The 21,580-nt window shown below is 66.0% G+C and carries 21 protein-coding genes; 13 read left to right on the plus strand and 8 right to left on the minus strand.

Annotated elements, in window-relative coordinates:
• Nucleotides 1–6 precede the first annotated feature (6 nt).
• Entirely contained in the window at nucleotides 7–774 is a 768-nt protein-coding gene (locus tag ATO4_RS03105; protein ID WP_245308537.1) for a polysaccharide deacetylase family protein, read from the plus strand.
• Nucleotides 775–817: 43 nt separating this feature from the next.
• Here the strand turns inward: ATO4_RS03105 and ATO4_RS03110 are convergent, their stop codons facing one another.
• On the minus strand, nucleotides 818–1,768 hold the full coding sequence (locus tag ATO4_RS03110) for a metallophosphoesterase (protein WP_083589955.1): 951 nt from the start codon (nucleotides 1,766–1,768) through the stop codon (nucleotides 818–820).
• Between the two features lie 184 nt (nucleotides 1,769–1,952).
• Between ATO4_RS03110 and ATO4_RS03115 the strand changes: the two genes are divergently transcribed.
• Entirely contained in the window at nucleotides 1,953–2,384 is a 432-nt protein-coding gene (locus ATO4_RS03115; protein WP_083590171.1) for an NUDIX domain-containing protein, read from the plus strand.
• Here the strand turns inward: ATO4_RS03115 and ATO4_RS03120 are convergent.
• The gene (locus tag ATO4_RS03120) at nucleotides 2,375–3,487 is read right to left on the minus strand and encodes a hypothetical protein (protein ID WP_083589956.1); all 1,113 of its coding nucleotides are present in this window, start codon (nucleotides 3,485–3,487) and stop codon (nucleotides 2,375–2,377) included. The genes ATO4_RS03115 and ATO4_RS03120 overlap by 10 nt on opposite strands.
• A gap of 148 nt (nucleotides 3,488–3,635) precedes the next feature.
• On the opposite strand from ATO4_RS03120, the gene ATO4_RS03125 reads away from it, so the two are divergent.
• Entirely contained in the window at nucleotides 3,636–4,733 is a 1,098-nt protein-coding gene (locus ATO4_RS03125; RefSeq protein ID WP_083589957.1) for an AraC family transcriptional regulator, read from the plus strand.
• A 9-nt stretch (nucleotides 4,734–4,742) separates the two neighbouring features.
• Here ATO4_RS03125 and ATO4_RS03130 read toward each other — a convergent pair whose 3' ends face one another.
• On the minus strand, nucleotides 4,743–5,735 hold the full coding sequence (locus ATO4_RS03130) for a glutathione S-transferase family protein (protein ID WP_083589958.1): 993 nt from the start codon (nucleotides 5,733–5,735) through the stop codon (nucleotides 4,743–4,745).
• 344 nt (nucleotides 5,736–6,079) lie between these two features.
• On the opposite strand from ATO4_RS03130, the gene ATO4_RS03135 reads away from it, so the two are divergent.
• From ATO4_RS03135 to ATO4_RS03150, 4 genes are all read left to right on the plus strand, one after another.
• Entirely contained in the window at nucleotides 6,080–6,580 is a 501-nt protein-coding gene (locus ATO4_RS03135; RefSeq protein ID WP_083589959.1) for an N-acetyltransferase, read from the plus strand.
• Nucleotides 6,581–6,836: 256 nt separating this feature from the next.
• Nucleotides 6,837–7,829: a tripartite tricarboxylate transporter substrate-binding protein gene (locus ATO4_RS03140; protein ID WP_083589960.1), complete on the plus strand. Its 993-nt coding sequence runs from the start codon at nucleotides 6,837–6,839 to the stop codon at nucleotides 7,827–7,829.
• Nucleotides 7,830–7,983: 154 nt separating this feature from the next.
• Nucleotides 7,984–8,415 carry a tripartite tricarboxylate transporter TctB family protein gene (locus ATO4_RS03145; protein ID WP_083590172.1) on the plus strand — a complete coding sequence of 144 codons (432 nt, stop codon included), beginning with the start codon at nucleotides 7,984–7,986 and terminating at the stop codon, nucleotides 8,413–8,415.
• Between the two features lie 12 nt (nucleotides 8,416–8,427).
• A complete protein-coding gene (locus ATO4_RS03150; RefSeq protein ID WP_083589961.1) occupies nucleotides 8,428–9,975 on the plus strand; it encodes a tripartite tricarboxylate transporter permease in 1,548 nt (515 codons plus the stop codon).
• Nucleotides 9,976–10,391: 416 nt separating this feature from the next.
• On the opposite strand, the gene ATO4_RS03155 is transcribed toward ATO4_RS03150, so the two are convergent.
• Complete coding sequence (locus ATO4_RS03155) at nucleotides 10,392–10,952, minus strand: HNH endonuclease (protein ID WP_083589962.1); 561 nt, start codon at nucleotides 10,950–10,952, stop codon at nucleotides 10,392–10,394.
• A 93-nt stretch (nucleotides 10,953–11,045) separates the two neighbouring features.
• On the minus strand, nucleotides 11,046–11,810 hold the full coding sequence (locus ATO4_RS03160) for a DNA-3-methyladenine glycosylase (RefSeq protein ID WP_083589963.1): 765 nt from the start codon (nucleotides 11,808–11,810) through the stop codon (nucleotides 11,046–11,048).
• A gap of 149 nt (nucleotides 11,811–11,959) precedes the next feature.
• Between ATO4_RS03160 and gluQRS the strand changes: the two genes are divergently transcribed.
• Nucleotides 11,960–12,907: a tRNA glutamyl-Q(34) synthetase GluQRS gene (gluQRS, locus tag ATO4_RS03165; protein WP_083589964.1), complete on the plus strand. Its 948-nt coding sequence runs from the start codon at nucleotides 11,960–11,962 to the stop codon at nucleotides 12,905–12,907.
• Here the strand turns inward: gluQRS and ATO4_RS03170 are convergent.
• The 3 genes from ATO4_RS03170 to glgX all read right to left on the minus strand — a co-directional run bounded on the left by ATO4_RS03170 (nucleotide 12,876) and on the right by glgX (nucleotide 17,553).
• On the minus strand, nucleotides 12,876–13,841 hold the full coding sequence (locus ATO4_RS03170; protein WP_083589965.1) for an AEC family transporter: 966 nt from the start codon (nucleotides 13,839–13,841) through the stop codon (nucleotides 12,876–12,878). The two genes, gluQRS and ATO4_RS03170, sit on opposite strands and share 32 nt — an antisense overlap.
• Nucleotides 13,842–14,231: 390 nt before the next feature.
• Entirely contained in the window at nucleotides 14,232–15,233 is a 1,002-nt protein-coding gene (locus ATO4_RS03175) for a GSCFA domain-containing protein (RefSeq protein ID WP_176222840.1), read from the minus strand.
• A gap of 241 nt (nucleotides 15,234–15,474) precedes the next feature.
• Nucleotides 15,475–17,553 carry a glycogen debranching protein GlgX gene (gene glgX / locus ATO4_RS03180; RefSeq protein WP_083589967.1) on the minus strand — a complete coding sequence of 693 codons (2,079 nt, stop codon included), beginning with the start codon at nucleotides 17,551–17,553 and terminating at the stop codon, nucleotides 15,475–15,477.
• Nucleotides 17,554–17,759: 206 nt separating this feature from the next.
• On the opposite strand from glgX, the gene ATO4_RS03185 reads away from it, so the two are divergent.
• The 5 genes from ATO4_RS03185 (at nucleotide 17,760) to ATO4_RS03200 (ending at nucleotide 21,537) form a co-directional block, all read left to right on the plus strand.
• A complete protein-coding gene (locus tag ATO4_RS03185; protein WP_083589968.1) occupies nucleotides 17,760–18,164 on the plus strand; it encodes a toxin-activating lysine-acyltransferase in 405 nt (134 codons plus the stop codon).
• Nucleotides 18,161–18,958, plus strand: coding sequence for a hypothetical protein (locus tag ATO4_RS26845; RefSeq protein WP_139802220.1), 798 nt, complete (start codon nucleotides 18,161–18,163; stop codon nucleotides 18,956–18,958). The genes ATO4_RS03185 and ATO4_RS26845 overlap by 4 nt, the downstream gene beginning before the upstream one ends.
• A 383-nt stretch (nucleotides 18,959–19,341) precedes the next feature.
• A complete protein-coding gene (locus tag ATO4_RS03190) occupies nucleotides 19,342–19,608 on the plus strand; it encodes a hypothetical protein (RefSeq protein ID WP_083589969.1) in 267 nt (88 codons plus the stop codon).
• Entirely contained in the window at nucleotides 19,608–19,832 is a 225-nt protein-coding gene (locus ATO4_RS03195) for a type II toxin-antitoxin system RelE/ParE family toxin (RefSeq protein ID WP_245308538.1), read from the plus strand. Before ATO4_RS03190 ends, ATO4_RS03195 begins: the two co-directional genes overlap by 1 nt.
• Before the next feature lie 163 nt (nucleotides 19,833–19,995).
• Nucleotides 19,996–21,537: a peptidase S10 gene (locus ATO4_RS03200; RefSeq protein ID WP_083590173.1), complete on the plus strand. Its 1,542-nt coding sequence runs from the start codon at nucleotides 19,996–19,998 to the stop codon at nucleotides 21,535–21,537.
• The last annotated feature ends 43 nt before the right edge of the window (nucleotides 21,538–21,580 follow it).

The raw sequence follows: 21,580 nt of genomic DNA on the forward strand, positions 1-21,580 counted from the left end.
TCGTCGATGCGCTTGCCCGCCACCTCCGCCACGAGCGCCGCGCCGGCGCTGGGCTACCAGACGCCCGCCGAGGATCCGAAGTTCCCGCTGTTCCAGTCGTTCCAGCCGGCGTTCGCCTCGCCGCTGGCAGGGCGCACCATCGCCGTCGCCCGCTATTCCGATATCGCCCTTCGCGACAAGGAGGTGGTGCTCACCTTCGACGACGGCCCGATGCCGGGCAAGACCCACAAGATCCTCGAGGCGCTCTCCGACCATGGCGTCGGCGCGACCTTCCTGATGGTCGGCCAGATGGCCAAGGCCTATCCGAAGATCGCCCAGGAGGTCGCGCAGGCAGGTCACACCATCGGCACCCACACCTATCGCCATCCCAATCTCAGAACGATGAGCGACGCGGCCGCCATGGCGGAAATCCGCAAGGGCGAGCTCAGCGTCGCGGACGCGCTGAGGCCCATCGGCATGCGGCCGGCTCCCTTCTTCCGCTTCCCCTATCTCGCCGACACCCAGCAGCTGCGCCACGATCTGGCGAGCGAGGGCATCGTCGCCATCGACGTCGACATCGATTCCAAGGATTATTTCCGCGATGCTCCGGCGACTGTGCGCGATCGCACGTTGCGGGCGCTGGAGAAGCACGGCCGCGGCATCATCCTGATGCACGACATCCAGAACCGGACGGCGGCGATGCTGCCCGGCTTCCTCGCCGAGCTGCAGAAGCGCGGCTATAAGGTGGTGCGGCTGGTGCCGGCGGACGAGGCCCCACTGGTCGCGGGGCTCTGATCGTCACGCCGGGCAGGGCCACGAAACAAGCTCCGGACGGCGCTCAGACCGCCTCCTTGGCGTCCTCCCGCGGCCGGGCATCGATGGCCCGGCCATCGGCGAGAAGCTCGCGCTGGCGCACCCAGCCGATGCCTGGGGTGTTCTCGCAGACGCCGCGCTCGCGCTGGATCAGCGTCCAGGTGGACGGGCCGCCGGTGATCTCGAAGAGGTTGTAGCGCGAGGCCGGGTTCTTGCTGCCGGGGGCCTGGCTGGCCGAGGGCACGCCGACCACGGGGATCTGCTTCTCCGGGCCCTTCAGCCAGTGGAGCGTATCCAGATGGGTATGGCCGTGGAGGACCAGCTCGGCGCCGACCTCGCGCATCAACTTGGAGAAGAACTGCTTGCCGATCAGCCGCTTGTGCCACGAGGTGGCGCCGGAGATCGGCGGGTGGTGGATCAGGACGACCCGAAACAGGCCGAGGGCCCGGGCGGTCTCCAGCATCTTGGCGAGCCGCAGCGCCTGGCCGCGATTGAACGTGCCGGTGGCGAAGAACGGCGCTGTCGCCTCCGCCGTCGAGACGCCGAGGATCGCGACGTTCTCGCGAATTCGCATGTAGGGGAATGACTTGTCGGTCGAAGCGAGCGGCGCGTCGCCGGTCATGTAGGGTTGCCACTCCTTGTAGGAGCGCTTCAGCGCGCCCGGCACATAGGCGTCGTGATTGCCCGGGACCAGCGAGACCTGATGCGGGGCGCCGAGGTCGCGCAGCCAGATGCCCGAGGCGATCGTTTCCTTCTTGGTGGCGAGATTGACGAGATCGCCGGTCACCGCGATGTGGTCCGGATCTTCCGCCTGCAGGTCGAGGACGAGGTCGCTCAGCGTGTCGCCGAACATCATTCGGCGCCGGTTGCGCTGCCAGTTGTACCAGCCGGTCACGCGCTTGGAGGCGAGTTCGCGGAAGGAGAGTTCCGGCAGCGGCCCGAGATGGATGTCGGAGAGATGGGCAAGACGGAACATCGCATGTCCTCGGGTCGAAATCGGTCTTCGCCGGGCGCCATCTCGTCGACGAAGGGCCGCAGGAAGCGATTGTTTTTTCACGCTTGGAAAGGGGCGCCGATCCGCGCACCCTCGTCATGCATCAATTGTAGAAACGAAGACGGAGAGTGGAACCGTGCGGTTTCAGAAATTGCTGGTCACCGCCATGCAGGGCGTGCATCTCCTGTCGCGGCCGATGACGCTCGGGGTGCGTGGCGCCGCCTTTGACGAAAGGGGGCGCATCTTCCTCGTCCGGCACACCTATCTGCCGGGCTGGTACATGCCGGGCGGCGGGGTCGATCCCGGCGAGACGGTGGAAGAGGCGCTGCACCGGGAAATGGCCGAAGAGGGCAATCTCGTTGCGTCCCGCCCGCCGGAGCTCTTCGCCGTCTACTACAACCGGGCCGCCTCGAAGCACGACCACGTCGTGTTCTATCGCTGCGACGGCGTGGTGCAGGCGAGCGAGAAGAAACCCGACCGGGAGATCGCCGAGTCGGGCTTCTTCCCGCTCGACGGTCTCCCTGAGGGACTGACCGACGCCACCCGCCGGCGGCTGGAGGAACTTTCCGGCGGGGGCACACCGGGCCCCTACTGGTGAGCGGTGCTCGCCGAGGCCGGGGCAGCGGCCGGGCCGAGGAAGCGGGCGACGGCGTCGATCACTCCGGCATGGATCGTCGCCCGGTCGGAGCCTTCGGGGTCGGTGCAGACCGGGTCGTCCTGCTCGTCTTCCAGGAGCTTCGCGGCCTCCGGCCTGCAGAGGCCGAGAAAGGTGAAGTGGGAGGCCGGGCGGATGATCTCGTAGGTCGCATCGGGCAGGCGAGCGGCGAGGTTGGAGCCGGATGCGGACACGTCCACGCCCCGCCACGGGTCGGGCGCGCCGAGGCCGATCAGCTGGACCGGCAGCGTCATCGCCGCGATGCTCTCGTCCGACAAAGCGTCGGTGATGCCGGGCTCGACGGCGACGATGGCAGAGATCCGCGGGTCACGGACATCTTCTTCCATCTCCTCCGGCAGATGGTCGAAATCGACGCCGCCCTTCCGGAAGAAGACGCAGTCGCCCTGGTCGGCGAACTGCTCGCAGTAGTCGCGATATTTCACCCGTTGGAAACGGCCGCCGGCGAGATCGATCACCGTGCTGCCGCCGAGGGAGAAGCCGAGGGCGCTGATGCGGCTTTGGTCGATCAGTGGGCCAAAGCTCGGATCGGCGAGCACCGTGTCGAGGGCGGCGGAGAGATCCTTCGCCCGCTGGTCGAGGCGGGGGGTGCGCCGCGGCGAGGAGTCGCCCGATGTGGTGCCGGGATGATTGACGGCGACCACCAGCGCCCCGCGCAAGGCGAGCTCTGACGACAGCCAGCCGAGGCCGTCCATGTTGCCGCCCGAGCCGTGGGACAGGAGGACCAGCGGATGCTGGCCCGCTTGGGCCGCCGCGCCGACGAGGGCGCGGGTGCCGGTAAAGACCGGGTTGTCGCCGATGGTGACGGCATAGGTCCAGGCGCTGGCCGGATACCAGACCGAGCCGGGTACGAGGACGGCGCGATGGGCCGCGACGACGTCGAACCGGTCGTAGCCGGCGAGCGGCTCGACAGCACCTGCGACGGGCGCGGCGGCCGGCTGCGACGTTCCTTCGTCCGGCGCGGCGAGGGTCGGGCTGGTGAAAAGAAGGCCGGTGAGGCAGGCGAGGAGGGAGAGGCAGCTTGGCATCGGATGTTCCTTGTGACGATGACCTGGGGCAGTCAGCCCGGCCAATGCGATGCGCTCCTGCGTGATTTTCGGCGTCCTCGATCCGGTTCGAGGTCGCGCCGAACCCGTTCGAGGCCTATCGAGAAAGGGTGATCCACGGAGCGCGTCCATGCTCGCCTTGCCGATTTCGATCGTCGTCTCGCTCGCCCTTGCCTATGTGCTCGCCCGTCTCCTGCATGGGCGCCGCGTCGCGATGCCGCTTGCCGCGCTGCTCGTCGCCTGCATCCTCCAGGGCGTCGTCAACGCGCTGGCGCAATATTACGGGGTGGCGGGCTTTCGCCCGTTGCAGCCGGTGACGGCGGTCACCATTCCGCCGCTGGCCTTCCTGGCGCTCGGGGCGGCGCAGGGGCGGAGCCGTGCTGGCGCGGCGCTACATCTGCTTGCCCCGGCCTTCGTGGCCTTCTGCGTCCTCACCGCACCCCAGGCGATCGACGTCGCGGTGGTCGCGATCTTCGCCGGCTATGGCGCCGCGATGCTCGTCGCGCTTCGCTCCGGCGCCGATGCCTTGCCCGAGGCGCGGCTCGACGCCGGCGAATGGCCGCCGCTGGTCTGGCGGGCGCTCGCCGCGTCCCTGATCGCCTCGGCGCTGAGCGACGTGGCGATCGCGTTGGCGGTGTTTCTCGGCGAGGGCTGGATGAAGGGCTGGATCGTCAGCTTCGGAACCAGCCTGACGCTGCTTCTGATCGGCGGCCTCGCCGCATCCCGGAGCATCGGCCCGCCGGTGGCCGAAACGACCGCCGGCCCTGTCCGGCCGGCGGGCCTCGACCAGGGGGAAGCTGCCGCCGAGCGCCAGCGCGACGCCGCGATCATGGCCGATCTCGAGCAGCTTCTCGCGACGCAGAAGCTCTACCGCGACGGCGACCTGACGCTGGCCCGTCTGGCACGCCGGCTCGGCCTGCCGGCCAAGCGCGTGTCGGAGGCGATCAATCGCCGGACCGGCGAGAACGTCTCGCGCTACGTGAACGGATACCGCATCGCCGATGCTTGCGCGGCGATCGAGGCGGGTCAGTCGGTCACCGACGCGATGCTGGGCAGCGGCTTTGCCACCAAGTCGAACTTCAACCGGGAATTTCGCCGCGTCACCGGCCGGGCTCCGACGGAGTGGGCGGCGCGGGGGCCGCTGGTGATCGGGCGCTCGCCCGGCGATGCGGCGGCGCGGCCGCCGGCCCATCCGGCGCGGCTCACCGCCGTGCCGGATGGCAACTGACGCGAGGCCTCAGGCCGCGAAGGGCACGCTCTCCCGGCCATGGGGCGTGTCGAGGTCGAGCTTCGGCCCGAGCGGCACGATGCCGGTCGGATTGATGGTCTTGTGGCTGGTGTAATAGTGGCCCTTGATGTGCTCGAAATTCACCGTCTCGGCGATGCCGGGCCACTGGTAGAGCTCGCGCATATAGGCGTCGATCGCCGGATAGTCGGCGATGCGGCGCTGGTTGCACTTGAAGTGGCCATGATAGACCGCGTCGAAGCGGATCAGCGTGGTGAAGAGCCGCCAGTCGGCTTCCGTCGGCGCCTTGGAGGCGACCAGATAGCGCTGGCCCGACAGCCGCTCTTCCAGCCTGTCGAGGGTCTCGAAGAGTTCGTCGAAGGGCTTTTCATAGGCGGCCTGGGTGGTGGCGAAGCCGCATTTGTAGACGCCGTTGTTGACGGCGTCGTAGACGACCGCGTTGATCGCGTCGATCTCGGCCAGATGGTCCTGCGGCGTGACGTCGACGGAATTGTCGGCGAAGGCCGCAAAGCCGGTGTTCAGGATGCGGATGATCTCGGCGGACTCGTTGTTGACGATCGTGCCTTCCCGCTTGTCCCACAGCACCGGAACCGTGACCCTGCCGGTATAGGTCGGCTCGGCCTCGAGATAGACCTCGTAGAGCCGCTCTTTGCCGAGGACGCCGTCGGGGATGGCGCCGGGACGCTCGGAGAAGACCCAGCCCTCCTCGCCCATGTGATAGTCGACGACGGAAAGCGATATGACCTCATCGAGCTTCTTCAGCTTGCGGGTGATGAGTGTCCGGTGCGCCCAGGGGCAGGCGAGGGAGACGTAGAGATGATAGCGTCCGGCCTCGGCCGGAACGGCTCTCCGGCCGTCCGGGCCGGGCGAGCCGTCGGGGGTGATCCAGTCGCGGAAGGTCGTCGTCGTCCGCTTGAACTCACCGCCCGTCTTGTCGGTGTCGTACCACTTGTCCTGCCATTTGCCGTCGACGAGAAGTCCCATGGCGATCTGCTCCCGATTGTCCGGATGGATGGGCTGGCGGCGAAGGCCGCGCCGCCCGCAATGTCGTGCAGGTCTAACCCGGCGGCAACGACGGGCGTTCCGCGTTTCGGCGCGACAGTGCGTCACCTGCGAGGCGAGCCAGATGCGGCAACTGGTGGACCGCGCGGCGCGAAGGTGCTAACGGCGACGTCGCACATCCAGGGGAACGGCAGCAATGACCATCCAGCGACGACGAATGAGGCCGAGCGCACACCCGCGCTGACCACCCGTCGCCAGCTGCCGGTCGTCATCGGACGGGCATGCGAGCGGCGAGCCCGCTCGACACCCGCCTTCCGGATGCTTCCATGTTCCATCTCGACGACGTCAGGTTCCTGCCTGAGCAGTTCGACCACCACGCGGCCATCGAGGCGATCGCCGCCGAGGCCTTCGGGCCGGGCCGCTTTGCCCGGGCGGCCGAGCGGGTGCGCGAAATGGCCGCCCACGCCGCAGCCCTGTCCTTCGTCGCCGAGCATGAAAGCGCGATCATCGGCTCGGTCCGGCTGACGCCGATCCGGGTGGGCGCCGCACCGAGCCTGCTACTGGGGCCGCTGGCGGTGCGCCCGGATTACAAGAACCGGGGGGTCGGCAAGGCGCTGATGCGGCTTGCGGCGGAGGCAGCGCGGGAGGCGGGCGAGGGCTCGATCATCCTCGTCGGCGATCCGCCCTACTACCAGCCGCTCGGCTATCGCCCGCTGCCCCTGAACGCGGTGATCATGCCGGGACCCGTCGATCCGCGGCGGGTGCTGGGGCTCGAACTTCATCCGGGCGGGCTGGACGGCCTCGAGGGGCCTGTACGGGCCCGCTGAATCCCGCCAGGGCTGCGGGCCAAGGCTTTCCGCGAAGGATCCGGCGCCTTCCGCGCCGCGATCCCGGCTTCCCCAGCAGGCTGCCGGCGCACCTTTGGTTGGATATCTCATCAAAGATGAGAAAAGACTTGCATCCGCGTTGCGGATAAGGTCGCTTGGGACACGGCCCCGCCGGCTCGACATCGCATCGCGATCCGATCCATGATGTCGTCACCGGCCACGAAGAGCCGTCATGCTCCAGGGAGGACCAGATCTTATGCTCACATCTCGTTTGCGCGTCTGCGCGCTCGCGGCCGCGATGCTCTTGCCCGTCGCCGCGCCATCTGCAGCTCAGGACTTCACGCCGTCCAACCCGGAATGCATCGCCCCGGCGGCGGCCGGTGGCGGCTGGGACTTCACCTGCCGTCAGGTCGGCAAGGCGATGCAGGACCTCAAGCTCATCCCCGGCACCCTGCAGGTGACGAACCTTGCCGGCGGCGGCGGCGGCGTCGCCTATGCCGAGGTGGTCAACAAGCGCAATGACAGCAACGACGTCATCGTCGCGGCGTCGACGGCGACCTCGACGCGTCTCGCCCAGGGCGCCTATCCCGGCAACACCATGGACCAGGTCCGCTGGCTCGGCTCCGTCGGCGCCGACTACGGCGTCATCGGCGTCGCCAAGGACAGCCCCATCAAGGACCTCAAGGAGCTGATGGAGAAGGTCAAGGCCGATCCGACGTCGGTCTCCTTCGCCGGCGGCTCGGCGGTCGGCGGCTGGGATCATCTCAAGGTCCTGCTGCTCGCCAAGAAGGCCGGGATCGACGACGTCCGCAAGGTCAAGTACGTCGCCTTCGACGGCGGCGGCGAGGCCATGACGCAGCTGCTCGGCGGCTCCGTCCAGGCCTTCACCGGCGATGCCTCGGAGGCCAAGGGCTTCGTCGATTCGGGCGACCTGAAGGTTCTGGCGGTGCTGGCGCCGGAAAAGCTCCCCGGCGACTTTTCCAGCTTCCCGACCGCCAGGGAGCAGGGCTTCGACGTCACCGGCGCCAACTGGCGCGGCTTCTACGGCCCCGGCGGGATGAGCGAGGCGTCCTACGACTTCTGGGTCGACGCTCTCCAGAAGACCTACCAGTCCGACGAGTGGAAGACGATCATGGAACAGAACGGTCTCGCGCCGCTCGACTATTCCGGCGAGGAGTTCCAGAAGTTCGTGGCGGCGAGCGTCGCCGAGATCGAGGGCCTGTCCAGGGAAATCGGCCTGATCCAGTAGGCCTGATCCAGTGCGTTCGGCATCGCGCGTTTCTGAGCGATGCCGTGACGATCCGCGCCGGCGCGCCGCTCGAGAGGCGATGCGCCGGGGCCTCGACCATCGATGGGCCCTGGGCGGAGCCGTGCGCTGCGCCGTCCGATCACGGAGCTTCGACATGACCGATCGCATCTTCGGCGGTCTGATGGTGGCGCTCGCCGCCTTCTTCATCTGGGCGGCATTCCAGATCCAGCTGTCCTTCATCACCGATCCGCTGGGCCCGCGGGCCTTCCCCGTCGTGATCGGCGTCGTCCTCGGCCTCACCGGCCTGATCGTCGCGCTGCGGCCGGACCCGGAGCCGGACTGGCCGGCACTGCCGCGCATCCTCGAGATCGTCGCGGCTGCGGTGGTGTTCTTCGCCTATGGCCAGCTCCTGTCGGAACTCGGCTTCCTGATCTGCACCTTCGTCGCCGGCGGCTATCTGTCCTGGCGGCTCGGCGCGCCGCCGCTGAAGGCGGTGGCGGCGGGAGCGGCGATTTCCATCGGCATCTATGTCGTCTTCCACCTCATCCTCGGCCTCGCGCTGGCGCGCGGCCCGTTCGGCATCTGATCGGGGGCTTCGATGGACACCTTCACCCAGCTCGCCCATGGCTTCGCCATCGCGCTGACCTTCGAGAACCTGTTTCTCGCCTTCGTCGGCTGCATCCTCGGAACCATCATCGGCGCGCTGCCCGGCCTCGGACCGGCGAACGGCGTTGCCATCCTGATCCCGCTCGCCTTCAGCCTCGGCCTTCCCGCGACGCCGGCGCTCATCCTTCTGACCTCGGTCTATTACGGCGCCATGTATGGCGGGCGCATCTCGTCGATCCTCCTCAACATTCCGGGCGACGAACCGGCGATGATGACCACCCTCGACGGCTACCCCATGGCCCAGAAGGGACAGGCAGGCGAGGCGCTGGCGATCTCCGGCATCGCCTCCTTCGTCGGCTCGTTCTTCGCCACCTGGGGGCTCGTCTTTCTCGCGCCGTCCCTCGTCGCCCTGGCGCTGCTCTTCGGCCCGGCCGAGTATTTCGCCCTCTACCTCCTCGCCTTCGCAACGCTCGGAGGCCTTGCCTCCGCCAACCAGGCGAAGGCCGCGCTGGCGGCTGCCCTCGGCCTCGGCATCGCGATGATCGGCGTCGACGGCCAGACCGGCGTGCCGCGCTTCTCCTTCGGCGAAGTGCATCTCTATGACGGCATCGACTTCCTGGTGGCGATCGTCGGCCTCTTCGCCGTCGCCGAGGTCTTCGTCTTCCTCGAGCACAAGGGCGAGCGTGAGGCCGCCGACGAGGGCGACAAGCTCTCGGTCACCGGCCGCACCATCCCGCCGGTCTCGATGCTGAAGGAGACCGCCGGCTCGATGGGGCGCGGCACGATCGTCGGCTTCTTCGCCGGCGTCCTGCCGGGCGCGGGAGCTTCGCTCGGTTCCTTCCTCGCCTATGGCTTCGAGAAGAAGCTGAAGAACAAGAACGACACCTTCGGCAAGGGCGATCCGCGCGGCGTCGCCGCGCCCGAGGCCGGCAACAACGCCTCGGCCGGCGGCGCGCTGGTGCCGATGCTGGCCCTCGGCGTGCCGGGCTCCGGCACGACGGCGGTGCTGCTCGCCATGCTGATGACGCTCAACGTCCAGCCGGGTCCGCTCTTGTTCCAGCAGAACCCGGACGTCGTCTGGGGCCTGATCGCCGCCCTGTTCATCGGCAACATCATGCTCCTGATCCTCAACCTGCCGCTGGTCGCCGTCTTCGCGCGGGTGCTGCTCATCCCGGTGCGATACCTGATGCCGGCGGTGGCGATGATCTCCTTCGTCTCGGTCTACGGCATTTCCGGATCGAGCTTCGACGTCATGATGATGGTGATCTTCGGCCTTCTCGGCTGGCTCTTGCGCAAGATGGAGATCCCGACCGTGCCGGTGATCCTCGGCATCCTGCTCGGCAACGCCATGGAGGTGAATCTCAGGCGCGAGCTGACGATCTCCGACGGCAATCTGATGGCGCTGTTCGATTCGCCGCTGGCGATCGTCCTGTGGCTGATGGCGATCGGCGGGTTCCTGATCCCGATCTTCGCCGGACGGTTCTTCCGCCGGCCGGAGAGTGTCACGGAGAAGGAGGCCGAGGCCAATGTCGGGGATTGATAACGGGGGCTCCATGGCATGGGCCGGGCGCAATGCGTCGCCCGGTCACTCAGGCTTGTGGCCGACCGTCCTGCAGGCTTAAGTTGATCGAAGAGGGCGCGAGCAGCAGCGTCATTCCCAGCCGGCGCATCGCGGAGGATGAGCCATCGCGGCCGAGGCAACGGCTTTGCTCTCTTGAGGAGTGACGGCGATGTGGATGATTCCGCTGAGCGTCACGCTTAGAATGAAACGGACCCGGACCGGCTGGGAAGTCGTTATCCGGGGCCATCTGGTGTTCTAATCGAAGGGTGTCGGAGTTACCGCTCCGGCACCCACTCCGAAAACATAGTCGAATTCGCTCCCCACGACAACGCCGGCACATTGCCCGGGGCTCCCGCCGATCGCTCTCCGGCCGTGCCACCAGGCCGCCGCGCTGGTCATTCCGGATCGAGTTCGGAATCCCAGTACAGGTAGTCGAGCCAGCTCTCGTGCAGGAAGTTCGGTGGAAACAGCCGGCCGTTGTTGTGCAGATCGTGGACGGTCGGCTGGAACGGCGTCTGGTGCGGGATCATGCCCGCTTCCCGCGGCATCAGGCCGCCCTTCTTCAGATTGCAGGGGGAGCAGGCGGCGACGACGTTCTCCCAGGTGGTCAGGCCGCCCTTCGAGCGGGGGACGACGTGGTCGAAGGTCAGCTCATGGGGCGAGCCGCAATACTGGCACTGGAATCTGTCGCGGAGAAAGACGTTGAAGCGGGTGAAGGCCGGGTTGCGGGCGGGCTTGACATAGGTCTTGAGGCAGACGACGGAGGGAAGGCGCATGGAGAAGGTGGGACTTCGCACCGCTCGGTCGTATTCGGCCAGGATCGTCACCCGGTCGAGGAACACCGCCTTGATCGCATCCTGCCAGGACCAGAGCGAAAGCGGGTAGTAGCTCAGGGGCCGGAAGTCGGCGTTGAGAACGAGGGCTGGGGATAAGTCCTGGCTTACCGCAATCGTCACCGTATTCTCCTTAGGCTGACGCCTTCATACGTTGCCTGCGTCGGCGGGGACTATCGTGCTCTATCATGTCGCCTTTGTGAAGCCTGAAGCCAGTCATGACAGGGGCTTGGCGGTTCTCGCCTTGCGCGGGCGCGCGGGGGACGCAGTCTTTGCTGTGGATATCTCCGTCGATATCGGCTTGTCCGCGGCGGCCGCCGGCACCACCTCGCGCCTGTGGATCGTCGCGTAATAGGCCCAGAAGAGACGGGCGGCGACGGAGCGATGCGGCCGCCACGCCTCGGCGATCTCGGTGAGTCGCTTCGCCGACGGGCGGCTCTCCTCGTCGAGGGCATGGGCGACGGCGGCCTGCAGGGCGAGGTCGCCGGCGGGAAAGACGTCGCGGTGGCCAGCACAGAACAGGAGATAGCATTCCGCCGTCCAGACGCCGATGCCGCGCACCGCGACGAGTTCGGCGATCGCCTCTTCCGCTGCGGCCAGTTCGCAGCGCGCAAGGTCGACCCGGCCCTCGGCGATCGCTTCCGCGATCGACCGCACGGTCCGCTGCTTCGGCCTGGACAGGCCGGCCGCGCGCAATACTTCGTCGTCGGCGTCGAGGATCGCACGGGGATCGGTCAGGTCGACGCTGGCGGCGAGCCGGCCGAAAATCGCGTCGGCGCTGGCCTTGGACACCTGCTGGGCGACGACGATGGCGATCAGCCCCTCGAGCCCCGACCGCGAGCGTCGCAGCGGCACCGATCCCGCCTTGTCGAGGATCGCGGCGAGGCGTGCGTCCGCCGCAGTCAGCGCCGCGAGCGCTTCGGCGATGTCGGCTTCGGTTCTGATCACCCGTTTCAGCTCCTCGTCATTTTCCTCACGCATTCCGGCAATAGCACCGGGGCCGACATCCTGATGAGCCGAAGCCGGGACCGCTCTTCCATCATCCGCAACCATAAGAAGACGATCAACCGGGGGGAAGGGGCGTTGGCAGGAGCCGATCGCCCGACCGCCCGACGAGGGAATCGCCGACCATGTCTTCCACCGACGCCGTCTTTCGCTTCGCCCCCAGCCCGAATGGCGAGCTGCATCTCGGCCACGCCTATTCGGCGCTGGTCAATCACGCGCTGGCACGTGCTTCGGCCGGGCGGTTCCTGCTGCGCCACGAGGACATCGACACGGCCCGCTGCACGCCTGCCTTCGAGCGGCAGGTGGAGGAGGATCTAGGCTTTCTGGGGATCGCCTGGGACGAGTCGCCGCGCCGCCAGTCGGACCACATGCAGGATTACGCGGCGGCGCTGGAGTCGCTGGCGGCAGAGGAACTCGTCTATCCGGGCTTCATGTCGCGCGGCGAGATCAAGGTCCATGCGGAGCGCTTCGAGGAAGAGGCAGGCCGGCCCTGGCCGTGCGATCCCGATGGCGCGCCGCTCTATCCCGGGCTCGACCGGCATGCGAGCACGAAGGAGCGCGAGACGCGGATGAGCGAGGGGGAGCGCTTCGCCTGGCGGCTCGACGTCGAGCGGGCGATCGAGATGGTGCCGGCGCTGACCTGGGACGAACACGGCGCCTCGCCGGTGGGCGAGAGCGGGACGATCGTCGCAAGGCCGCTGGAATGGGGCGATGTCGTCCTTGGCCGAATGGACATCCCGACGAGCTATCACCTGTCGGTCGTGGTCGACGATGCGATCCAGGGGGTGAGCGACGTCGTGCGCGGCCGCGACCTGTTCTATGCGACGAGCATCCATCGGCTGCTGCAGGCGCTGCTGGGGCTGCCCGTCCCGCGCTACCACCATCACGGCCTCATCCTGGGAGATGACGGCCGCAAGCTGTCGAAGAGCGCCCAGGACACCTCGCTGCGCTCGCTACGCGCGGCCGGCATGACGGCGGAGGACATCCGCCGGATGGTCGGACTGCCCGGACAGCCGGGAGACGACGACGCTGCGGCGGAGGTCAGACGCCCAGGATCGTCAGCCACAGGCTGAGCGTCACCACCGAGGCGACGGTCGAGATCAGGATGGTCGTCGCGGCGAGCTTCTCGCCGGCCTTGAAATAGGTGGCGAAGAGATAGGCGTTGATGCCGGCCGGCGCCGCCGCCGTCAGCACCGCGCCCTTCAGCCAGAGCGGCGGCAGGCCGGCCTGTCGGGCGAAGAGCCAGACGCAGAGCGGCATCACCACCAGCGACAGGACGGTGATCAGCGAGGAGGCGAGGAGGTCGCCGCGCAGCCCGTAGCGGGTCAGCGACATGCCGAGGGAGAACAGCGCGAGGCCGCCGGCGGTGCCGCCGAGAAGCCTCGTGACCTCGTCGAGCGAGCCTTCGAGCGGCAGGGCCAGTGCGCGCCAGCACACCCCGATGACGATGCCGACGATGATCGGGTTGGTGACGAGATTGACCGCCATGCGCCGCGCCATCTGCGCCAGCGGAACCGGCTCGCGGGCGAGATCGGCGCCCACCGCCGCGTCGAGGGCCGCGGCGCGCTCGACCAGCAGCGTCGAGGCGATCATCATGACCGGCAGGTGGATCGAGATGATGATCAGCAGCGGCTCGAGGCCGGCGTCGCCGAAGGCCCGCTGCAGCATCGGGATGGCGACGAAGACCGTGTTGGCAAAGCTCGACGAGATGCCGGCGATCACACCGGTGCGATGATCGGCGCCGGCGAACCGGCGGACCGCCAGCGTGCCCAGCGTCCAGGCGATGGCGACGCCGCCGAAATAGCTCAGCCACAAATAGACGGGATTGGCCTCGCCGACGGACATGGTGGCGAGCGTGCGGAACAGCAGAACCGGCACGGCCACCACGAAGACGAAGCGCGCCAGCCCTTCGCCGACCGCCTCCGACAACAGCCCGAACCGCGCCGCGGCATAGCCGAGCGCGATCAGGCTGAAGATCGGGACGATGATGTCGAGGATGGTCTGCATGGTGGGAAACTCCGATGCCCGGCGGCCTCTCTCGAGCCTGGCGACGTTGTTGCAGGCCGAGCCATGAGCGGGGGGCGAGGCACTTCGTGGCGATCTGAAGAGGCTCGGCGCAAGGTGAGGGAGTGTGCGGGTGGGCATCGTGTCAGCCGCGAAGCCGATACTACGTAGTACAATGCCGTATCACTTTGGCAATCCGCTTCGCCGATGGTGGGTCTGACAGTGCTGGAGAGTGCAATTTTTCGGAATGCGAACAGTTTCTCCCGATGCGCCAGCCTGGATCGGCTGGGTGCATCGGACTGCTTCGACGGGAGGGCACCGTCTGAAGCGCGTCGCCAGACAAGACGTCGGCAGCGAATCAAACTCTGCAGGCACGGCTTCAAGCGGAGATTTTCACCGCTCATCTGCGCTTGTTGGCAACTTGTCCAGGCGCGTTCGTTGATCACCCGACGAGATCATTCTGTCTCTGCCGCGCAGGATGCGTTTCTTCAGCCACTGAGCGGCCTTGGCCAGGTTGAAGCGACGCCGTCTCCCTTCAAGGTACGGGTGAACCGATGGCCTTGCTGCGACATCAGGCTCGGCTGATGCCTCTTCCATGGGAACGATCTTCGGCTGGTTGACCGCCGGGGCCACGTAGTGGTCGATCATGTTGCCGACGACGCGCGCAATGACACTTTGCCGGACGTGCATGTTGTCAGGGCCGAAAGCGGGATGTCCGAATGCGGAGACAATCTCATAGGAAGGGAAATAGTCGACGTTGCGATACTGCCGGCAGATGCGCTCCGCGCATATTCGGAGCGTGGACTTCGAATACATGTTTGCGATGATGCAATCGACATCCGTGAACGTTGCATTCATAGGCACAGGCGAGACCGTCAGCAGGACATTCTTGTCGCCAAGCGCGTCGATGATCTGCGAGACGATCTCCGTGCAGCGGTCTACATCGAGCTGATGAAAGGTGTAGCGGCCGGCGCCAGTCCTCAAGTGACCGATATAGACGTCGTTGAGCCAGAGCTCATGCACTTCGTCGTACCAGCATTCCACCATCCCCAGCGTGATGATGACGGTCTGCGCTCTGTTCAGCCCGTCCTCATAGAGCGCAAGGATCTGCCGACGCCTCTCCTTGGCTCGCTGGAGGCTGACCGTATGGTGTCCGGTAGCGAGCAAAAGGTCTGCGTAGCCTGACGGGGTTTTGACGATCCCGCGAAAGTCAGCGGCGTTTCCGACGGCCCGTATCGCCTGCAGCATCGTCCCAGGATTGTACTGGTTCAGAACGCGGTTGGGCTGGCCAGGCAGATTATCCTGCGCGGCCGAAAAGCGGGTCGCCGGAACGTCGACACCCTGCAGGGCCAGAGCTCGCTCGACGTTGCGCGCAAAGCACGAACCGATCGTCATCACACTCGACCCGGGCTCGATCGAGAAACTCGGCTTCACTGCGGGGAATAGCAGACCCTGGTAACGAGGGTCATTCCTGTCAGGAAATCTGCGAGACTTGTTCTGCGCCGCTCGACGAAGGACCTCTTTGCCAGGGTCGGACATTGAGAGATGATCCAATCCATTGGTGGATAAAATCCTATACCATGAACTTGAGCCATCGCGGCACGATTATTCCGCAAGGGTAAATCCGGAGGTGGATTCAGCAAGCTGCCGCCGGCGCTATCCTTGCTTTCGCTTGAACTTCTATCAGCACGACGACTGACCGAGCGGCGATGGTCATCGTTGAGCTTGCTGGTGACACGATCGACGAATGGTCGGTCAGCGAAGAATCCAGAATCTGGCGCAACCGATGGCCGGGCCGCGGGGCCGGCAGGGTGGCCTCGACGATGAGATGGCCGGCGTTGAGATAGACGATCACCCGCTCGCTCTCCTCGTCCCCGGCGCGGCGGGGCGCGTAGACGCTCATGCCGAGGAAATGGCGTTCAGGGTCGTGCCAGTCTGCCTCGCCCATCGGCTCGCCGGTTTCCGCCAGCCAGACGACGTCCTCGACCGCGCCTCCGTCGACGACGCCGCCGGTGAGGAAGCGGTCGGCAGACAGCGCCGGGTGCTCGCGTCGCAGCTTCGCGAGGCGTGCGACGAAGGCCGAGAGGTCGCGGTCGGCATTGTCCCAGTCGAGCCAGAGGATCTCGTTATCCTGGCAATAGGCGTTGTTGTTGCCGCGCTGGCTGCGGCCGATCTCGTCGCCGGCGACGATCATCAGGCTGCCGCGGGAGACGAAGAGCGTCGCCAGAAGCGCCCGGACGTCGCGCCGTCGCGCCTCGACGATACCCGCATCGTCGCTCGGTCCCTCGACGCCGTGGTTCCAGCTGAAGTTCTCGCCATGGCCGTCGCGGTTGTCCTCGCCATTGGCCTGGTTGTGCTTCTCGGCGTAGGCGGTGAGATCGGCCAGCGCGAAGCCGTCATGGGGGGCGATCATGTTGACGCCGACGGAGGGTTTTCGCCCGTTGCCGCCGAAGATGTCCGCAGACCCCGCCAGCCGCGTCGCGAGATTGCCGACGCTCTCCTCATGGCCGCGCCAGAACTTGCGGACGTCGTCGCGGAACCGGTCCTGCCATTCGAAGAACGGGGGCGGAAACCGGCCCACCTGATAGCCGCCGGGGCCGATGTCCCAGGATTCGGCCACATGCATGCGGTCCTTCAGGACAGGATCGCTCGCAATCGCTGTCAAAAGCGGCGCGTCCGGCGCAAAACCCTGGTCGTTGCGCCCGAGGATCGGGGCGAGATCGTAGCGGAAACCGTCGATGCCCATGGTCTCGACGAAATGCCGGAGCGTATCGACGACGAGCCTTGCGACGGGCGCCCGGTCGCAGGCGAAGGTGTTCCCGGTGCCGGTGTCGTTCACCAGCGAGCCGTCCTCGGCGTGGCGGTAGTAGAGCGCATTGTCGAGCCCGCGATAGGAGATCGTCGGCCCTTCCACCGGGCCCTCGCCGGAATGGTTGAAGACGACGTCGAGGAGGACGCGGATGCCGCGCTGGTGAAAGGCCTCGACCGCCCGGCGCATGTCGGCAGGCCCACCCGGCGCCAGCCGCGGATCGAGCGCCATGTGGGTGATCGGATTGTAGCCCCAGGCATTGGTGAGGCCGAGCCGCGTCAGATGCGCCTCGTCGATAAAGGCGGCGCAGGGCATCAGCTCGACCGTTTCGACACCGAGCGCCTGGATGTGATCGAGCAGGGCCGGTTCGGCGAGCGCCGCGAGCGTCCCGCGGATGGGGTCGGGAACGTCCGGGTGGCGCTGGGAAAAGCCGCGCACATGCAGCTCGTAGATGAAGCCTGGCGTGGAAAAGGGCAGCGGCTCTGCGTCGCTCGGCGCGTCCGTCACGATGGCGCGAGGCACCCATGGCGCGCTGTCGAGCCGCTGCTGCGGCGGCGCGGCAAGGGCCGGGTGGTAGACGAACGGCCGGTCGAGCCGCAGGGCATAGGGATCGACCAGCAGCTTCGACGGGTCGAACCGGTGGTTCCGCCCCGGATCGAACGAGCCGTGAGCCCGCAACCCGTAGCGCGCGCCGGGCTTCAGGTCCGGCACGAAGCCGAAGCGCACGCCGCCCCTCTCGCCGGGCAGGGGGATGCGCTGGAGCTCCTCAGTCCCCGTCTCGTCGAACAGGCAGAGTTCGACGCGGTCGGCATTGTGCGAGGTGACGGCGAAATCGACGCCGCGCTTCGTCGGGGTCGCGCCCAGCCGCTTCGGCAGCCCGCGCTCGGGAGTGATGGTGAAGGACATGGAGACGGTTTAGCGGCTTGGCGGGGGCTGCGCCACTGGGGCGATAGGGGTGGAGGCAGGGATTGGCGAGCGGCGGATCAAAATGAGGGGCGATCATGAACCGAAGCGGCACGGAAGGGGCAGAGGGCGCGAGCGCCAACACCCGCGGCTCGCCCTCGCGGTGACGGCTCCACGCCCATCGACATGTCGAAAAGACGGTCGCGGAAGTGCTTGGCGAGATCGTCTGGCTGATGAGCCAGGACAAGGTCGAGCGTCACCGGCCGATCAGCGATCTGGAGCGCCAGGTGATGCCGGCGATCCTCTATCGCGAGTTCCGGATTTTCTACATACCCCAGGAGATGGGGCTGGACAGCCAGCCTAGGTTGGTCAAGCCGGAGGCGGGGAAGCCTGCGTTGGAGGCGGATGGCGACCCCGGCTTGCCGCTGATGCCGATCGGGGCGGTGCTTTGGGCAATGGTTTCGGATGCGGTGGCGAAAATGATCGAAGAGAATCCGAAAGCGCTCGAAAAATTGCGGCCGGAGCAATGGCGATCTGGAAGCCAGAAAGTCATTGTGCGGATCATTGCGGCCATGGGCGGGGCGAACGAAATGGTTCGAGAGGCATCGAAATGAAATTCTCCGTGACTCGAATTTTCGCGACCGTAACATCTGCCATTCTGGTTGTTATGTCCACTTCTTGTGCAGATGGTTTCGCCCAAGGCTCCTGCCTCGAATCGAGTATGGAGAGAGTTGACGATACGCAATATGATAAATCTGAATCCGATTCTAAAGAAATAATCATAAAAATTGGCGAAGAGATTCTTCAAGTGCCGAGCGGGTATTTTCAGATGCGGCCAGGACACGATATGTGGAACAAAAGCGTAATTGATCAGAATGATATCAGTTCACTAGTTTCGTGGGATAGATTTAGTGCCGCGTTTTGGATGCCCAGTCTAAAATGGCCTGAAGGCTATCCCGTTCATTCCAAGATGCGGAATCTTTGTGGAAGCTCAAAGGCTCAAGCGCGTCGAAACAAATATATAGTGGAATTCAGAGTGCTGCTCCCTTGGGGGGAACTAAATAAGAATAATTCAAATTTTACCACACCATCAGAACGCTTAGAAAATGGTATAAAATACGGATTAAATCCCCCAAAAGTTAAGATCACTGAATTTGGGATTCTGAGGTATCCAAGGATAAACGGAAAAAAAGTCGATTATTTCTACAAAGATGTCGATTTATTTGAACTTAAGCTGATATGCTCTAATGATTCTGGTGTGCCTAATCCTTTATGTTATGGGTATGTATTGTATTATGAGGAAGGGCTCGGTTTCTTTATTCGTTTTCCCGAGGCATATTTGCCAGAATGGCGCGATAACGTCGAAGCTGTGCATTCATTGTTGGCAAAGTGGCGTGCAAAAATCTAGAAATTGTATTTTATTGACTTGGCCTCAGAGTTTGAAGCGCGCGATTTCTAGTAGCAGTGATTTCATCCGGATCGGCGCGCCAGGCGAAGGGTTTGGGATCGTTCGCGTGTATTCCGCCAGGAAGCGTTTGATGGCGGCCTGTGGAGTGGACCCCATTTCGCCAGACAGGCGGCAGTTGGGACCAGAGTATCGGCTGCGTCGTGGATCCGGTGTCGAAGGGCGTAGACGCTCGTCCGGACGGGCATGAACTGCTGCGGGTCGTCCGGCCCGCCTTCCGTCATACGTCCGAGAAGACGCGCTTGAAGAAGCACCCGGATGCCTCCGCCGATTGCCGGCCCTCCGGTCTTCTGGTCAGTCTGCGGCGTTCGAGCTAGAATGGGCGCATGACGATGCGACTGACCCCGGAACAAGAGGCAATCGTGGCCACGGCGCTGGCCCAAGGTTTGGCGAGCAGCGCCGAAAATTTCGTTTCCGAGGCCCTGCGCAAACAGGCCGCAGAGTTGGGGCGGAAGGCCGAGGTGGATGCCTGGCTTCGTGACGTCGTGGTCCCGGCGCATCATGAATTCATGAAGAACCCGTCAGGGGGTGTCCCGGCACGTGACCTTCTGGCGACCATCAGGGCGCGGCGCAGGTCCGAAGAAGACGGCTAGTGGACGTCTTCGTCACGCCGTCGGCTATCGCCGATCTCGACAAACTCCATCGCTACATTGCCGGACAGTCTTCCGAAGAGCGCGCTGACGGTTATATCGCGCGCATTCAGGCGTATCTGAGGGGATCGCGACGTTCCCGAAACGGGGCACCGCCCATGACGATCTGCTGGCCGGCTTGCGCACGGTCGGCTTCGAGCGTGGTGCGACGATTGCATTCGTCGTGACCGAGCAAGTGGTCTGGATCCAGGGCGTGTTCTATGCGGGACGGGACTGGTGAGCCCAGTTTCAGCCCGGCGGCATTTGACGGACGACTCACCTGACGCCCTTGTGATGCCGCTTTGCCACGCCCGTCACACCCCTGCCCGGCTGATCGGCGAGAACGGCGCCATGACGAATTCGCTCCGCCTCCTCCGCCGCGGCCTTGCCGCCATGCTCTTCATTGCCGCAGCAGTCGTCGCTTCGCCCCAAGGAGCAGGTGCGCAGGCCTCCAATGAGACCGGCATCCTGGCGCTGCTGCCCGAGACCGCGACCAGCCGGCACAATGTGTCGCTCGGCGAGACGCAGCTCGACTACACGGCCGAGGCGGGCACGCTGCCGATCCGCCAGGGGGACGGCACCACGACGGCGAAGATCTTCTATGTCGCCTACACTGCCGACGAACCCGACGAAGCACGAGCCTCGCCCCGGCCGCTGACCTTCGTGTTCAATGGCGGGCCCGGCGCCGCCTCGGCCTATCTGAACATCGGCGCCCTCGGGCCGCGCATCGTCGCCGACACCGGCGACGGCAGCATCCCGCCGCCGCCGGCGCGGCTCGTCGACAACCCCGATACCTGGCTCGCCTTCACCGATCTCGTCTTCGTCGATCCGGTCGGCACCGGCTACAGCCGCGCGGCCGATCCGAAGAACGACGGTGACTTCTGGGGCGTCGAGGCCGACCGCGAGGCGATGGCCGCCTTCATCCGGCTCTATCTCACGCAGAAGGAGCGCACGACCTCACCGATCTTCCTGGCCGGCGAGAGCTATGGCGGCTTCCGCGCGGCGCTGCTCGCCAAGGCGCTGCCGGACAAATCGGGGGTTGCGGTGAGCGGCGTCGTGATGATCTCGCCGGCGCTCGATTTCTCGCTCCTCTTCGGCCATCAGACCGCGCAGATCCTCCCCTTTGCCGTCGGATTGCCCTCCATGGCCGCGGTGAACTTCATGCGGCAGGGCGTCGCCGATCGCGCCGAGATGAAGGACCGGCTGAAACCGGTGGAGGACTATGCCCTCGGCGATTATCTCACCGCACTGGCGGCGGGGCCGGAAGCGACGCGGCAGCGCGCCAGCGGCCGGGTCGCCAAACTCACCGGCCTTTCGCCGGATCTCGTCAGGCGCCGGTTCGCGGCGATCTCGCTCTCGACCTTCGCCAGCCTCTTCGAGCGGGACGGAGGCAAGGTCCTCAGCCGCTACGACGGCGCGGTCTCGGGGCCGGGGACCGGCGCGGACATGTCGTTCGCCCACGGCCCGGACCCGATCCTCGACCGCATGGGGCCGATCTGGACCTCGGCCTATGTCGGCTATCTGCGCGGCGAACTCGGTTTCCGGACGGACATCAGCTATCGCCTCCTCAATGGCGAGATCAGCCGCGGCTGGGACTATGGCAATGGCGGCTCCGACCAGGGTTATGCCGACGCCATGGGAGACCTGCAGGAGGCGCGGGCCTACAATCCGGCGCTGCGGGTGCTGATCGCCGGCGGCTACACCGACCTTGCGACGCCCTATTTCGCCTCGCGCTATCTCGTCTCGCAGCTGCCGCCGCTGGCCGGCGCGGCGCCGATCGAGATCGAGGACTATCTCGGCGGGCACATGATGTATCTGAGGCCCGACAGCCGGCGGGCGCTGACGCAGGACGTGAGACGGCTCTACGGGCAGGCGGCGAATGCTCGTCCGTGACCCTTCATCCGCAGCCGCGCCATCGCCGCGCCTCAGCTGTATG

Origin of the sequence: Aurantimonas sp. 22II-16-19i (assembly GCF_002088275.1) — a bacterium.
Classification (GTDB): Bacteria; Pseudomonadota; Alphaproteobacteria; order Rhizobiales; family Rhizobiaceae; genus Jiella.

Excerpts from the sequence above, each read along its gene's own strand:
- ATO4_RS03200 (WP_083590173.1), top strand. The coding sequence starts at position 19,996 with ATGACGAATTCGCTCCGCCTCCTCCGCCGCGGCCTTGCCGCCATGCTC.
- ATO4_RS03125 (WP_083589957.1), top strand. The coding sequence starts at position 3,636 with ATGCTCGCCTTGCCGATTTCGATCGTCGTCTCGCTCGCCCTTGCCTAT.
- ATO4_RS03170 (WP_083589965.1), bottom strand. The coding sequence starts at position 13,841 with ATGCAGACCATCCTCGACATCATCGTCCCGATCTTCAGCCTGATCGCG.
- ATO4_RS03135 (WP_083589959.1), top strand. The coding sequence starts at position 6,080 with ATGTTCCATCTCGACGACGTCAGGTTCCTGCCTGAGCAGTTCGACCAC.
- ATO4_RS03120 (WP_083589956.1), bottom strand. The coding sequence starts at position 3,487 with ATGCCAAGCTGCCTCTCCCTCCTCGCCTGCCTCACCGGCCTTCTTTTC.
- ATO4_RS03130 (WP_083589958.1), bottom strand. The coding sequence starts at position 5,735 with ATGGGACTTCTCGTCGACGGCAAATGGCAGGACAAGTGGTACGACACC.
- ATO4_RS03175 (WP_176222840.1), bottom strand. The coding sequence starts at position 15,233 with ATGACGATCGGTTCGTGCTTTGCGCGCAACGTCGAGCGAGCTCTGGCC.
- ATO4_RS03115 (WP_083590171.1), top strand. The coding sequence starts at position 1,953 with ATGCAGGGCGTGCATCTCCTGTCGCGGCCGATGACGCTCGGGGTGCGT.
- ATO4_RS26845 (WP_139802220.1), top strand. The coding sequence starts at position 18,161 with ATGAAATTCTCCGTGACTCGAATTTTCGCGACCGTAACATCTGCCATT.
- gluQRS (WP_083589964.1), top strand. The coding sequence starts at position 11,960 with ATGTCTTCCACCGACGCCGTCTTTCGCTTCGCCCCCAGCCCGAATGGC.
- ATO4_RS03160 (WP_083589963.1), bottom strand. The coding sequence starts at position 11,810 with ATGCGTGAGGAAAATGACGAGGAGCTGAAACGGGTGATCAGAACCGAA.
- ATO4_RS03150 (WP_083589961.1), top strand. The coding sequence starts at position 8,428 with ATGGACACCTTCACCCAGCTCGCCCATGGCTTCGCCATCGCGCTGACC.
- ATO4_RS03145 (WP_083590172.1), top strand. The coding sequence starts at position 7,984 with ATGACCGATCGCATCTTCGGCGGTCTGATGGTGGCGCTCGCCGCCTTC.
- ATO4_RS03190 (WP_083589969.1), top strand. The coding sequence starts at position 19,342 with ATGACGATGCGACTGACCCCGGAACAAGAGGCAATCGTGGCCACGGCG.
- ATO4_RS03140 (WP_083589960.1), top strand. The coding sequence starts at position 6,837 with ATGCTCACATCTCGTTTGCGCGTCTGCGCGCTCGCGGCCGCGATGCTC.
- glgX (WP_083589967.1), bottom strand. The coding sequence starts at position 17,553 with ATGTCCTTCACCATCACTCCCGAGCGCGGGCTGCCGAAGCGGCTGGGC.
- ATO4_RS03110 (WP_083589955.1), bottom strand. The coding sequence starts at position 1,768 with ATGTTCCGTCTTGCCCATCTCTCCGACATCCATCTCGGGCCGCTGCCG.
- ATO4_RS03105 (WP_245308537.1), top strand. The coding sequence starts at position 7 with ATGCGCTTGCCCGCCACCTCCGCCACGAGCGCCGCGCCGGCGCTGGGC.